General features: G+C 66.3%; 12 protein-coding genes. 6 read left to right on the forward strand and 6 right to left on the reverse strand.

The annotated features are described in order from the left end of the window. Window positions 1–13: 13 nt before the first annotated feature. Complete coding sequence (locus ASD15_RS00525) at window positions 14–979, forward strand: MBL fold metallo-hydrolase (RefSeq protein WP_057152728.1); 966 nt, start codon at window positions 14–16, stop codon at window positions 977–979. 49 nt (window positions 980–1028) lie between these two features. On the opposite strand, the gene ASD15_RS00530 is transcribed toward ASD15_RS00525, so the two are convergent. Next, on the reverse strand, window positions 1029–2432 hold the full coding sequence (locus ASD15_RS00530; RefSeq protein ID WP_229418004.1) for an ATP-binding protein: 1404 nt from the start codon (window positions 2430–2432) through the stop codon (window positions 1029–1031). Continuing rightward, window positions 2429–3169, reverse strand: a complete 741-nt coding sequence (locus tag ASD15_RS00535) for a response regulator (RefSeq protein ID WP_057152729.1) — start codon at window positions 3167–3169, stop codon at window positions 2429–2431. The genes ASD15_RS00530 and ASD15_RS00535 overlap by 4 nt, the downstream gene beginning before the upstream one ends. Before the next feature lie 164 nt (window positions 3170–3333). On the opposite strand from ASD15_RS00535, the gene ASD15_RS00540 reads away from it, so the two are divergent. Both ASD15_RS00540 and ASD15_RS00545 read left to right on the forward strand, forming a co-directional pair. Continuing rightward, on the forward strand, window positions 3334–4086 hold the full coding sequence (locus tag ASD15_RS00540) for a cytochrome c biogenesis CcdA family protein (RefSeq protein ID WP_057152730.1): 753 nt from the start codon (window positions 3334–3336) through the stop codon (window positions 4084–4086). Between the two features lies 1 nt (window position 4087). Then, the gene (locus ASD15_RS00545) at window positions 4088–4606 is read left to right on the forward strand and encodes a thioredoxin family protein (RefSeq protein ID WP_057152731.1); all 519 of its coding nucleotides are present in this window, start codon (window positions 4088–4090) and stop codon (window positions 4604–4606) included. Window positions 4607–4663: 57 nt separating this feature from the next. Here ASD15_RS00545 and ASD15_RS00550 read toward each other — a convergent pair whose 3' ends face one another. From ASD15_RS00550 to purB, 4 genes are all read right to left on the reverse strand, one after another. Beyond that, window positions 4664–5233, reverse strand: a complete 570-nt coding sequence (locus ASD15_RS00550) for a YceI family protein (protein ID WP_057152732.1) — start codon at window positions 5231–5233, stop codon at window positions 4664–4666. 26 nt (window positions 5234–5259) lie between these two features. After that, the gene (locus ASD15_RS00555) at window positions 5260–5811 is read right to left on the reverse strand and encodes a YceI family protein (protein ID WP_057152733.1); all 552 of its coding nucleotides are present in this window, start codon (window positions 5809–5811) and stop codon (window positions 5260–5262) included. 31 nt (window positions 5812–5842) lie between these two features. Beyond that, on the reverse strand, window positions 5843–6436 hold the full coding sequence (locus ASD15_RS00560; RefSeq protein WP_373888157.1) for a cytochrome b: 594 nt from the start codon (window positions 6434–6436) through the stop codon (window positions 5843–5845). A 79-nt stretch (window positions 6437–6515) separates the two neighbouring features. Then, window positions 6516–7892, reverse strand: coding sequence for an adenylosuccinate lyase (gene purB / locus ASD15_RS00565; protein ID WP_057153605.1), 1377 nt, complete (start codon window positions 7890–7892; stop codon window positions 6516–6518). A gap of 128 nt (window positions 7893–8020) precedes the next feature. On the opposite strand from purB, the gene ASD15_RS00570 reads away from it, so the two are divergent. From ASD15_RS00570 to ASD15_RS00580, 3 genes are all read left to right on the forward strand, one after another. Beyond that, the gene (locus ASD15_RS00570; RefSeq protein WP_057152735.1) at window positions 8021–8629 is read left to right on the forward strand and encodes a glutathione S-transferase family protein; all 609 of its coding nucleotides are present in this window, start codon (window positions 8021–8023) and stop codon (window positions 8627–8629) included. Window positions 8630–8650: 21 nt separating this feature from the next. Beyond that, window positions 8651–9688 carry a LacI family DNA-binding transcriptional regulator gene (locus ASD15_RS00575; protein ID WP_057152736.1) on the forward strand — a complete coding sequence of 346 codons (1038 nt, stop codon included), beginning with the start codon at window positions 8651–8653 and terminating at the stop codon, window positions 9686–9688. A gap of 183 nt (window positions 9689–9871) precedes the next feature. Then, window positions 9872–12241 carry a TonB-dependent receptor domain-containing protein gene (locus ASD15_RS00580; protein ID WP_229418005.1) on the forward strand — a complete coding sequence of 790 codons (2370 nt, stop codon included), beginning with the start codon at window positions 9872–9874 and terminating at the stop codon, window positions 12239–12241. Window positions 12242–12257 lie beyond the last annotated feature (16 nt).

Here is a 12257-nt window from a genome sequence, read left to right on the forward strand (position 1 = left end):
GGAGGACAGCGACATGAACATTCTTCACCTTATCGCGCTAGCCGGGTCCTTGCTTGCCGCGCACGCGCGCGGCGCCGAGCCTATCTGGGACGGTAACCAGGTCGACATGGTGAGCGAGAAGCTGGCGGACGGCGTGTATGCCTACTACGCCAGCAATGCGAAGGAGCTCAACGCCAAAGGCGGCGCTGCGGCCACCAGCGGCGGCCTGGTGGTGGGCGCCAAGGGCGCGCTGCTGGTCGACACCATGCTGAACAAGCGCTTGAACAGCCAGGTACAAGCCTTGAGCCGGCGGCTCGGGCACAAGCCCATCCTGTACGCCGTCAACACCAGCTCGCACGGCGACCATACTTACGGCAACATGTATTTGCCGGCGCAGACCATCATCATCCAGCATGCGCAGACGCGCAGTTATCTGTCCGGGCACCTGGACGACGACAAGGCGTTCATGATCAAGCATTTCGGAACCGGGCGCGGCATTGAGCAAATCCAGGCGCGCGCGGCTGATCTGCTGGTTGTGCCGGGCGGCAGACTGACGCTGGACTTGGGCGGCAAAACAGTCGACATCATCGACTTCGGCTTTGCACAGACCGGCGGCGATTTGTGGGTATGGGAGCCGCAGGCAAAAGTCCTATGGACGGGCAACCCGGTGATCGCCCACAAGCCCGCGCTGCCCTGGCTGCTCGATGGCCACCTGGTCGCGACGCTGGACACGCTGCGCCGGGTGTATGCCTTCCTGCCGGCCGACGCCCGTGTCGTTCCGGGGCACGGTGTGCCGATGGGCAAAGAAGACATCAAGTGGCATATCGACTACCTCGATAGCGTCCGCAGCCAGGTACAAGCCGCGGTGGACAAAGGGCTGGGCCTGGATGAGACGGTAAAGCAGGTCGCCATGCCGGAGTTTTCCGGTTACGCGCTGTTCGATTGGGTCCATCCGGCCTTGAACGTCCCTGCCGCCTATCAGGATTTAAGCGGGAAGTAAGCGAGGCACGCTGCGCGGCGGGCGTGCGGCGCCCAGCCGCTTGCGTCGCTCAGCCGTGGCGCAGTGCCAGGCGCGCTTCCAGGCCGCCGCCGGGGCGCTGGTGCAGGCTCAGCGTAGCGTCCATCGCCTGCGCCAGCTGGCGCGCGATCGCCAGGCCGAGGCCGGTGCCGCCGGTGCCCCGGTTGCGCGATGTTTCCAGCCGCACGAACGGCTCGAACACGGCCTCCAGAGACTCGGCCGGAATGCCGGGGCCACGATCCAGCACCGAGATCGTCAGCAGGCCCGCTTGCGGCTGCACCGCGATTTCCGCCGCGCCGCCGAACTTGAGCGCGTTGTCCACCAGGTTGCCCAGCACGCGGCGCAGCGCCTGCGGCCGCGCTACCAGCGCGCCGCCGGCCTTGCCGTGCAGGGTGACGTCGTGGCCCGCGTCGCGGTAGTCGGCCAGCATGCTGTCGAGCAGGGCGTCGGGATCGATGCGGCGCGGCTCCTCGCTGGTGCCGTGCAGGGTGCGCGCATAGGCCACGCCTTCCTTGACCAGGGTTTCCATCTCCTGCAGGTCCTGCTGCAGCTTGGCGTGCTGGGGCGCGTCGTCCATCATATCGACCCGCAGCCGCATGCGCGTGATCGGCGTTTGCAGATCGTGCGAGATGGCGGCCAGGATCTGCAGGCGCTCGGTCATGTAGCCGGCGATGCGGTCCTGCATGGCGTTGAAGGCGCGCGCCGCGCGCGCCACTTCGGACGGGCCGTCTTCCGGCAGGCGTTCAGCCTTCAGGTCCGGCCCCAGGGTGTCGGCGGCCTGCGCCAGCTGGTGCAGCGGACGGGTGGCCAGGCGCACGGCGAACCAGCAGCAGGCGATCAGCACCGCCAGCTGCAGCACCATCACCAGCGGCAGCCAGCGCGATAGCGGGATGCCGGGCATGGGCGTGATGTCGATGGTCAGCGGCGAACCGTCGCTCAGGCGCAGGTGCACCTGCAGGCGCTCGCGGTCGCCGGGCACGGCGTTGGCGGTCAGCTCGTAGGTGGTGCCGATGCCGTCCGCGATCGAGGCGGCTACGCGGGCCGACAGGGTGGCGTCGGGCGCCCCGCCGTCCACGCCCGGTTCCAGCATGAAGTGGTAGCTGCGGCGCGCCAGGCGCGGCAGCCAGGCCGGGCGTTCGGCGGCGGGCAGGCGGTCCAGCAGGGCGACCGAGCTGGCCACCTCGCGCTCGATGTAGCCGACCATGACGTTCATGGTGGCCTGGTTGCGCTCGGTCATGGTGAGCCAGAAGGAGGCGGCGTTGCCGGCCGCCAGGCCGACGAACAGGATCAACGCCAGCCGGGCGAACAGGGAGCGCGGCCAGCGCAGCGCGGGCCCGCGATTGGGGCCGCCGTCGGGCTTGCCGTCGGGGCCGCCGTCGGACCCGCGTGCCGCCCCGGCGGCGGCATCCATGCCCGCGCTGGCGCCGGCCTTCATCCGCGCCCCTCCAGCACGGTCACGGCGGACGAGAACACGTAGCCCTCGCTGCGCAGCGTCTTGATGTAGCGCGGCTCGCGCGGCTCGTCCTTCAAGGTCTGGCGCAAGCGGCTCACCAGCAGGTCGATGGAGCGGTCGAAGGCGTCGGCCTGGCGGCCCTGGGTCAGGTTCAGCAGCTGGTCGCGCGTCAGCACCCGCTGCGGATGGTCGAGGAACACCCGCAGCAGGCGGTATTCGGCGCCGCTCAGCGCCACCATGGTGCCGTCCGCGTCGAGCAGGTGGCGCGCCACCGTGTCCAGCTTCCAGTCGCCGAAGCCGAGCACATGGGCGGCCTCGGTCACCTGCATGTTCTTGGGCAGCATGCGCGCGCGGCGCAGCACGGCGCGGATGCGCGCCAGCAGTTCGCGCGAGGCGAAGGGCTTGGACAGGTAGTCGTCGGCGCCCATCTCCAGGCCGACGATGCGGTCGGCCTCCTCGCTGAGCGCGGTCAGCATCAGCACCGGCACGGTGCGGTGCTTGCCGGCCCGCAGTTCGCGGCACAGCAGCAGGCCGTCCTCGCCGGGCAGCATCAGGTCCAGCACGATCAGGTCCGGTTCGCCCTGTTCCAGCACGGCGCGCATCTGGCGCCCATTGGCGGCCAGCGACACGCGCATGCCGTTCTTTTCAAGGTAGGCAGCCAGCAGTTCGCGGATGCCGCGGTCGTCGTCGACGATGAGGATGTGGTCGGTGTTTTCCATGCAGCCATGATACCCCAGCCCAATTCGGTCTTTGTATCCCTCTGTATCCGCTGCGGCGCGGTACACACTACATTGCAACGGCGCCGCGCGGCGGACACATGCAGGATACCTGCGGGCGGTCCAATGGAGCTTATCCAAACCAATCCGAGAAAGGGAGCGGCGCCATGTACAACCTGCTCGAAACGCCGCTGGCCCTGCTGGCAGGCGTGTTTACCATCGCTTCCCCCTGCGTGCTGCCGGTGATGCCCATCCTGCTGGGCAGCGCGGCGGCGCGCCCCGGCGCGGAGGCGGTAGCCGGCGTTGCCGGCAAGACTGGCAGGAACACCCGGCCGCTGTTCATCGTCGCCGGCTTCATTCTCACCTTCGCCTCCTTCGCCATGCTGCTGGGCGCGGTGTCCTCGGCGGTGCACCAGGCGCAGGAGGCGCTGCGCAACGCCGCCATCGCCATGCTGGCCATTTCCGGCCTGCTGCGCCTGTGGCCTGGCCCCTATGACTGGCTGGTGGCGCGCCTGCAGCAGGCGCTGCCCGGCATGGGCGCGGCGGTGGGGGCGGGCGGCGCGGGCGACGGCCATTTCGGTGGTTTCGTGCTGGGCATGTCGCTGGGCGCGGTATGGACGCCGTGCGCCGGTCCGGTGCTGGCCTCCATCCTGGCGCTGGTGGTGCGCTCGCAGGACCTGGCCTGGTCCGCGCTGCTGATCACGCTGTACGCCATCGGCGCCGCCATCCCCATGCTCGGCATCATCTACGGCGGCCAGTACGCCACCGCCAAAGTGCGCATCGTGGCGCGCCACGCCGCCCGGCTGCAGCAAGTGTTCGGCGTGCTGGTGATTGCCACCGCTGCTGCCATCTACCTGCAATACGACATCCTGATCTACGCCCAAGTGGCTGCCGTTTTCCCTACCCTGAAAGGACTGTGACATGAACATCCCACGCACCCTGGCGCTTGCCGCCGCCTGCGCCATCGCCAGCGGCGGCGCCGTGGCCGGCCCGCTGAAGAACCCCACGCCGGCCGCCGAATTCACCGGCATCGAAAAATGGCTCAACAGCGAGCCGCTCACGGTGCAGCAACTGCGCGGCAAGGTGGTGCTGGTGGACTTCTGGACCTACACCTGCATCAACTGCATCAACGTGCTGCCGCACGTGAAGTCCTGGCACGAGAAGTACAAGGACCAGGGGCTGGTGGTGATCGGCGTGCACACGCCGGAATTCCCCTTCGAGCGCAGCACCAGCAACGTGCAGACCGCTCTCAAGCGCTTCGACATCCGCTACCCGGTGGCGCAGGACAACCGCTACGCCACCTGGAGCGCGTACCGCAACCAGTACTGGCCGGCGCTGTACCTGATCGACCGCAGCGGCAAGGTGGTGTACACCCATTTCGGCGAGGGCCAGTATGGCCAGACCGAAGCGGCCATCAAGGCGCTGCTGGCGCAGAAATAGACCGCCGTGCACATGGCGCACGGCGACGGGGGCGCCTGCGAGCACAGGCGGGCAGGCTTAGTCGGCCTTGATCGCTTCCACCTGGATCGCCAGTTTCACTTCCGGCGAGAAGTTCGGCAGGCCGTAGTTCATGCCGAAGTCGCTGCGCTTGAATTCGCCGGTGGCGTCGGCGCCGCACACTTCACGCTTGTAGCGCGGGTGCATGATGCACTTGAATTTGCTCACGTTCAGCGTCACCGGCTTGGTCACGCCCAGCAGGGTCAGGTCGCCTTCGACCGCCACCAGCTTGTCGCCGTCGAATTTCAGCGACGTGCTTTTGTAGGTCACTTCCGGGAATTTCTCGACGTTGAACATGTCCGCCTTGCGCGCGTGGACGTTCATCGCTTCCAGGCCGAAGTCGATGGTCTTGGCGTCGATCACGATGTCCAGGCTGCCCTTCCTGGCGGCGCGGTCCAGCTGCACGGTGCCGGTGGTCTTGCCGAACTTGCCGCGCCAGACCGACAGGCCCATGTGGTCGGCTTCAAAGCTAGGGAAGGTGTGGTTCGGGTCGATGTTGAAGGTTTCGGCAGCCATGGACGAACCGGCGGTGGCGGCGATCAGTGCGGCGATCAGGAACTTGAATTTCATTGCGTCTCCGTGCAAAGGGGGGATTTTTACTGTGCGACTACGTGGAACTTGATCGTAACATCATCGGCAACCATGCCGGTGTCCTTCCATTCGCCTTCGCCGATGTTGAAGGCCAGGCGCTTGATCGGCAGTGCGCCGTCGAATACCTGGTTCTTGCCGTCGGCCTTCACGGTCAGCGGGAAGCTCACATCGGCGGCCTTGCCCTTGATGGTCAGCTTGCCGGTGACGGTCAGCTTGCCGGGGCCGGCGCTCTTGATGGCGGTGGAGGTGAAGGTGGCTTTCGGGAACTGGGCCGAGTTGAACCATTCCTTCTTGGCCACTTCCTTGTTCATGTCGGCGTCGCCCAGGTCCATGCTGGCGGTCTCGATTTCCACCGTGGCCTTGGACGTTTCCGGCGCGGCCGCGTTGTAGTCGATGACGATGTTGTGCTTCTTGAACTTGGATTCGATCGGCACGTTCATCTGCTTGAAGGTGGCCGAAACGCTGGACTTGGCGGCGTCCGTTTTCAGGACGGCGGCGCTGGCGGCCAGCGACAGGCCCAGCAGGGAAACGAGGACGGCGCGGTGCGTGGTGTTCATGAAAGCTCCAGGGGTAGGTGGCAGGTGGAAATCAGTTGCGCAGCTTGGACAGGTCCGGCAGCTTGGGCAGCATGCGCTTGAGCACATCGTCGCGGTCGATGAAATGGTGCTTCAGCGCGGCGCCGGCATGGGCCAGCACGGCGGCGGCCATGGCCATGTTCAGCCAGTAGTGGATGGGTTTGAAGAATTCCTTCAGCTCGGGCGTGCCTTCGAACAGCGCGGGGATTTGCCACAGGCCGAGGTAGACCACCGGCACGTTGGCGGCGGTGGTGTACAGGTAGCCGGACAGCGGCACGGCGAACATGAAGAAGTACAGCGCGTAGTGCATGGCGTCGGCGGCCTTGACCTGCCACTGCGGCAGGCTGGCCGGCGGCGGCGGCGGCACAGTGGCCTTGCGCCACAGGATGCGCACGGCGGCCAGCAGCAGCACGGTCACGCCCAGCCATTTATGCCAGGAATAGTACTTGAGCTTGGTGGGCGAGAAGCCCTTGATGTCGACCATCGTCAGCCCCAGGAAGAAGGCGGCGATGATGAGGATGGCGACCAGCCAATGCAGCAGCATGGCGGTTTTGGAATAGCGTTGCATCGGCGCCTTTCGGAAATTAGTACGTGTTAGGACTAATATACCAAAGAAAATCAAACCGTGCTTAAGACTGCCTTAGATAGGGCGCGCGGCGGGGCGTTCACGCCCCGCGCGCAGGTCCTTAGATGGCCTTGGCCAGCTTGTCGGCGATGCCGATGTAGTTGGACGGGGTCATGGCCAGCAGCAGGTCTTTGGCTTCCTGCGGGATCGCCAGGCCGGTGATGAAGTCGCGCAGCGCTTCTTTCGAGATGCCCTTGCCGCGGGTCAGCTCTTTCAGCTGCTCGTACGGGTTCTCGATGCCGTAGCGGCGCATGACGGTCTGCACCGGCTCGGCCAGCACTTCCCAGCTGGCGTCCAGGTCGGCCGCCAGGCGCGCCGGGTTCACTTCCAGCTTGTTCAGGCCGCGCAGGCAGCTGTCATAGGCCAGCAGGGTGTAGCCGAAGCCCACGCCGATGTTGCGCAGCACGGTCGAGTCGGTCAGGTCGCGCTGCATGCGCGACACCGGCAGCTTCTCGGACAGGTGCTTGAGCACGGCATTGGCCAGGCCCAGGTTGCCTTCCGAGTTCTCGAAGTCGATCGGGTTGACCTTGTGCGGCATGGTGGAGGAACCGATTTCGCCGGCCTTCAGCTTCTGCTTGAAGTAGCCCAGCGAGACGTAGGTCCAGATGTCGCGGTTCAGGTCCAGCAGGATGGTGTTGGCGCGCGCGAAGGCGTCGAACAGTTCTGCCATGTAGTCGTGCGGTTCGATCTGGATGGTGTACGGGTTGAACACCAGGCCCAGGCGCTGCTCGATCACGGCTTGCGAGAACGCGGCCCAGTCGAACGACGGGTAGGCCGACAGGTGGGCGTTGTAGTTGCCCACGGCGCCGTTCATCTTGCCCAGGATTTCAACCTGCTCGATGCGCTTGACGGCGCGCTGCAGGCGGGCCACCACGTTGGCGAACTCCTTGCCCAGCGTGGTCGGCGAGGCGGTCTGGCCGTGGGTGCGCGACAGCATCGGCAGCTCGGCGTTGACGTGGGCGATCTCGGTCAGCTTGGCCACCAGGCCTTGCAGGGCCGGCACCATCACGCCGTCGCGGGCCGCTTTCAGCATCATGCCGTGCGAAGTGTTGTTGATGTCTTCCGAGGTGCACGCGAAGTGGATGAACTCGGAGGCGGCCACCAGTTCCGGCACGTCCTTGACTTGTTCTTTCAGCCAATATTCCACGGCTTTCACGTCATGGTTGGTGACCGCTTCGATTTCCTTGATGCGGGCCGCATCGGCTTCCGTGAAGTCCGACACCAGCTTGTCCAGCAGCGCGGTGGCGTCGGCCGAGAATGGCTTGATCTCGGCGAAACCGGCTTGCGACAGCGCTTGCAGCCAGTTGATTTCAACCTTCACGCGGTTGTGCATGAAGCCGGACTCGGACAGGATGGGGCGCAGCTTGTCGGTCTTGGAAGCGTAGCGGCCGTCGAGCGGAGACAGGGCCGACAGAGTGGAATATGGCGTAGTAGTCATGGAGGCGGGAAGCAAGTTAATGAAGACGGAGCAATAGAAGACGCAGCAGGCCGCCATTCTACCACCGCAGCGCCTTGGGCCGGATTGTCGATGTTATACTGGCGCCTACTTCTACCCTGTTGGCCTCTATGAAACTCATCGGTTCCCTCGCCAGTCCTTATGTACGCAAAGTCCGCGTTGTGTTGGCAGAAAAGAAGCTGGATTGCCAGTTCGAACTGGAAAACGTGTGGGTGTCCGAAACCCGCATCAATGAAGTCAATCCGCTCGGCAAGGTACCCTGCCTGATCATGGAAGACGGCCAGGCGATGATCGATTCGCGCGTCATGGTCGAATACCTCGACACGCTGACCCCGGTCTGCAAGCTGCTGCCGCCCAACGGCCGCGACCGCGCCGACATCAAGTGCTGGGAAGCCCTGGCGGACGGCATCACCGACGCCGGCGTGCTGGTGCGCCTGGAGCGCACCCAGCGTCCGCCCGAGCAGCAGAGCGCCGACTGGATCGCGCGCCAGCTGAAAAAGGTGGAGCTGGGCCTGGCCGAACTGTCGCGCAGGCTGGACGAGTCGCCGTACTGCGCCGGCATCCACTATTCGCTGGCGGACGTGGCCGTGGGCTGCACGCTGGGCTGGCTGTCCTTCCGCTTCCCGGAAATCGACTGGCGCGGCGCCCATCCCAACCTGGCGCGCCTGTACGACAAGCTGTCCGAGCGGCCGTCGTTCCGCGACACCGCGCCGCAGTAAGCCACCGCCGCCCGCCGCACCATGCCGCCCACCAAGCCGGACGCGCCCAGCGCCCAGCAGCGCCGCCTGCAGATGGCCGACATCGCGCGCCTGGCCGGCGTGTCCACGTCCACCGTGTCGCGCGCGCTGGCGGGCAGCAAGCTGGTCAACGATGAAACCCGGCAGCGCGTCATGGAACTGGCGCGCTCGCTGAATTACTCCATCAACATCGGCGCGCAGAACCTGCGCCTGAAGCAGAACCGCACGGTGGGCGTGGTGGTGCCCTACGACCCGGACACCCGCCAGCAGCTCACCGATCCCTTCTTCCTGGCCATGCTGGGCAGCCTGGCCGACGCGCTCACCGAGCAGGGCCTGGACATGCTGCTGACACGGGTCGACGCCGGCACGCTGGACGCCGCCGCGCAGCCATTCGACAGCGGCCGCGTGATCGGCGTGATCCTGATCGGCCAGTGGCGCCACCATGACCAGCTGAACCAGCTGGCCGCGCGCCGCGTGCCCATTGTGGTGTGGGGCGCGCAATTGCCGCAGCAGCTGTACTGCACTGTCGGCGGCGACAACGTGGCCGGCGGCGCGCTGGCCACCGGGCATTTGCTGGCCCAGGGCCGCAAGCGCATCGCCTTCCTGGGCGACACCAACCTGCCTGAAGTGGCGCAGCGTTACCAGGGCTATTGCCAGGCGCTGGCCGCACAGGGGCTGCAGGCCGATCCGCAGCTGATGGTGCCGGTGTCCTTCCTGCCGGGCGGCGGTGAGGAGGGCGTGCGCGAACTGCAGCGCCGTGGCGCGCACTTCGACGGCCTGTTCGCCTGCAGCGACTTGCTGGCCATGGCGGCCATCAATACCCTGCGCGCGCTCGGGCGCGGCGTGCCGGACGACGTGGCGGTGGTCGGCTACGACGATATCGAGCTGGCTTCCTATTTCCATCCTCCCCTGAGCACGGTGCGCCAGCCCATCGCCGCGGCCGGGCGCGCGCTGGTCGGCGCGCTGCTGGCGCTGGCCGACGGCCACGACGCTGCCTCGCAGCAATTGCCCACCGAACTGGTGCGGCGCGCCAGCGCCTGACCCGGCGCTTCCCCACAGTCAAACTGCAACCGTTTGCAATTCGTAAGGCAAAGGCGCTGCAACGTCTTTGGAAAATTTATTGCAATCGATTGCAATAAAATGCGAACTGGTGAATAATGAGGCAACTGCACACCGCAGACCTGCCGCCAGCGAATGCGGCGCCACCGAGAAAAACCAGGAGACATGATGCAAAACCATCCCGCAAAACTGGGTTGCATGGCTGCGGCCGTCGCAGCCGCCCTGATGCACCTGAGCGCCGCCGCGCAGTCCGCCGCCGCTCCCGAAGCCGCCGTTCCCGCATCCACCGCCGCCAGCGCCAGCGCCGCTCCCGTCCCTGCGGCCGCACCTGCCGCGCCGGCAGCCGACGGCCTGAACATGGAGCGCGTGGTCGTCACCGGCACCGCGCGCGGCAGTTCCAAGATGAAGTCCAGCGTTTCCGTCAGCACCATGGATGCCGACACCATCGCCCTGGCCGCGCCCACCAGCGCGGCCGAGGTGCTGCGTTCGGTGCCCGGCCTGCGCTCGGAGTCCTCCGGCGGCGAAGGCAACGCCAACATCACCGTGCGCGGCGTGCCGATTTCGGCCGGCGGCTCGCGCTACGTGCAGATGCAGGAAGACGGCCTGCCGCTGCTGCAGTCGGGCGACTTCAACTTCATCACGCCGGACAGCTACGTGAAGATCGACGGCACGCTGGACCACCTGGAAGTGGTGCGCGGCGGCTCGGCCTCCACCCTGGCCAGCAACTCGCCGGGCGGCATCATCAACTTCATCAGCAAGACCGGCGAAAGCAAGGGCGGCAGCATCGGCATCGCGCGCGGCCTCGGCTACGACCAGACCCGCTACGACTTCAGCTACGGCGCCCCGCTGACCGACAAGACGCGCTTCTTCATCGGCGGCCACTACCGTACCGGCGAAGGCATCCGCCGCACCGGCATGAGCACGGAAGAGGGTGGCCAGATCCGCGGCAACCTGACCCACGAATTCGAACGCGGCACCATCCGCCTGTCCTTCAAGCACCTGGACGACAAGTCGCCTACCGCGCTGCCGGTGCCGGTGCAGGTCAGCAACGGCCGCATCTCGGAGATTCCGGGTATCGACCCGCGCAGCGTGAGCTTCTACTCGCCGTACTGGGTGCGCGACGTGTCGCTGGACAAGGGCAACGGCCATGTTTCCAGCAACGTCAACGATGGCCTGGCCGTGAAGAGCGACAGCTTCGGCATCGCCCTGTCGCTGGACCTGGGCAATGGTGTAACGCTGAGCGAGAACTTCCGCAAGAGCGACAACAGCGGCCGCTTCATCGGCGTGTTCCCTGCCAATAATGGCGTGATGGGCGCGTACACCATTGCCAGCGGTCCGCAGAAGGGCCAGGCCTACAACGGTCGCGCCTTCAACGCCGTGGTGTTCAACACCGCCATCGACGACGCGGGCAATACGCTGAACGACGTCAAGCTGTCCAAGTCGCTGTCCGTCGGCGGCGGCAAGCTGACCGGCACGGCGGGCTTGTACAGCTCCCTGCAAAAGCTGGGCCTGACCTGGAATTTCAACGAATACCTGATGCAGGCCAAGGGCGACAGTCCGGCGCTGCTGCAAACGTCCAGCGCCACGCCCGGCCTGATCGGCGCGGCCTTCGGCGGCTGCTGCTCGCGCGCCGTGGACATGGAATACAAGCTCACTTCGCCGTACGCCAACCTGGGCTGGGAAAGCGGCCCGCTGAACATCGACGCCAGCGTGCGCCAGGACAACCAGCGCGCCACCGGCAGCGGCAATATCGCCAGCGGCGTTGGCAATGCCGGCTTGCGCTACGAAGCGGCCACGCAGCAACTGGTGAACTACCAGGCCGATCGCACCTCGTATTCGGTGGGCGGCAACTACCAGCTGCAGCGCAACCTGGCGCTGTTCGCCCGCATCAGCGACGGCGTGTCCTTCAATGCGGACCGCATCCTGTTCGGCAGCCCGCTGGACGGCAGCGCGCCGATCAGCCTGAACACCGTCAAGCAGGCCGAAGGCGGTGTGAAATGGCGCCAGGGCGGCGCCAGCGCCTTCCTCACGCTGTTCCAGGCCAAGACCAACGAGAGCAATTTCGAAGCGACCACGCAGCTCAGCACCGCCAACCGCTACGAAGCCAAGGGCGCCGAGCTGGAGGCCGCGTGGAGCATGGGCGGCTTCCGCGTCAGCGGCGGCCTGACCTACACGGACGCCGAGATTGTCGGCACCGCCCCCGGCCAGGAATCGGTGATCGGCCATACGCCGCGCCGCCAGGCCAAGGTGGTGTACCAGGTCGCGCCGAGTTATGAAATCGGCGACGTGACCGTCGGCGCCAGCATCATCGGCACCGGCCGCTCGTGGGCGGACGACGCCAACACCATCGACATGCCGGCCTACCGCGTGGTGCACGCCTACCTGAAGTACCAGCTCAATCCGCAGACCGTGCTGTCGCTCAGCGCCAACAACCTGTTCAACAAGCTGGGCTACACCGAGGTGGAAGGGGACGGCCACGCGGCGCGCGCCATTACCGGCCGCGCGGTCAAGGCCAGCCTGAGCTACAGCTTCTGATCCACCCGCAACCCTC

Origin of the sequence: Massilia sp. Root351 (assembly GCF_001425045.1) — a bacterium.
Taxonomy (GTDB): domain Bacteria; phylum Pseudomonadota; class Gammaproteobacteria; order Burkholderiales; family Burkholderiaceae_D; genus Rugamonas.

Coding starts and splice junctions, on each gene's coding strand:
- ASD15_RS00535 (WP_057152729.1), bottom strand. CDS start 3,169: ATGGAAAACACCGACCACATCCTCATCGTCGACGACGACCGCGGCATC.
- ASD15_RS00580 (WP_229418005.1), top strand. CDS start 9,872: ATGATGCAAAACCATCCCGCAAAACTGGGTTGCATGGCTGCGGCCGTC.
- ASD15_RS00525 (WP_057152728.1), top strand. CDS start 14: ATGAACATTCTTCACCTTATCGCGCTAGCCGGGTCCTTGCTTGCCGCG.
- ASD15_RS00570 (WP_057152735.1), top strand. CDS start 8,021: ATGAAACTCATCGGTTCCCTCGCCAGTCCTTATGTACGCAAAGTCCGC.
- ASD15_RS00550 (WP_057152732.1), bottom strand. CDS start 5,233: ATGAAATTCAAGTTCCTGATCGCCGCACTGATCGCCGCCACCGCCGGT.
- ASD15_RS00530 (WP_229418004.1), bottom strand. CDS start 2,432: ATGAAGGCCGGCGCCAGCGCGGGCATGGATGCCGCCGCCGGGGCGGCA.
- ASD15_RS00555 (WP_057152733.1), bottom strand. CDS start 5,811: ATGAACACCACGCACCGCGCCGTCCTCGTTTCCCTGCTGGGCCTGTCG.
- ASD15_RS00540 (WP_057152730.1), top strand. CDS start 3,334: ATGTACAACCTGCTCGAAACGCCGCTGGCCCTGCTGGCAGGCGTGTTT.
- purB (WP_057153605.1), bottom strand. CDS start 7,892: ATGACTACTACGCCATATTCCACTCTGTCGGCCCTGTCTCCGCTCGAC.
- ASD15_RS00545 (WP_057152731.1), top strand. CDS start 4,088: ATGAACATCCCACGCACCCTGGCGCTTGCCGCCGCCTGCGCCATCGCC.
- ASD15_RS00575 (WP_057152736.1), top strand. CDS start 8,651: ATGCCGCCCACCAAGCCGGACGCGCCCAGCGCCCAGCAGCGCCGCCTG.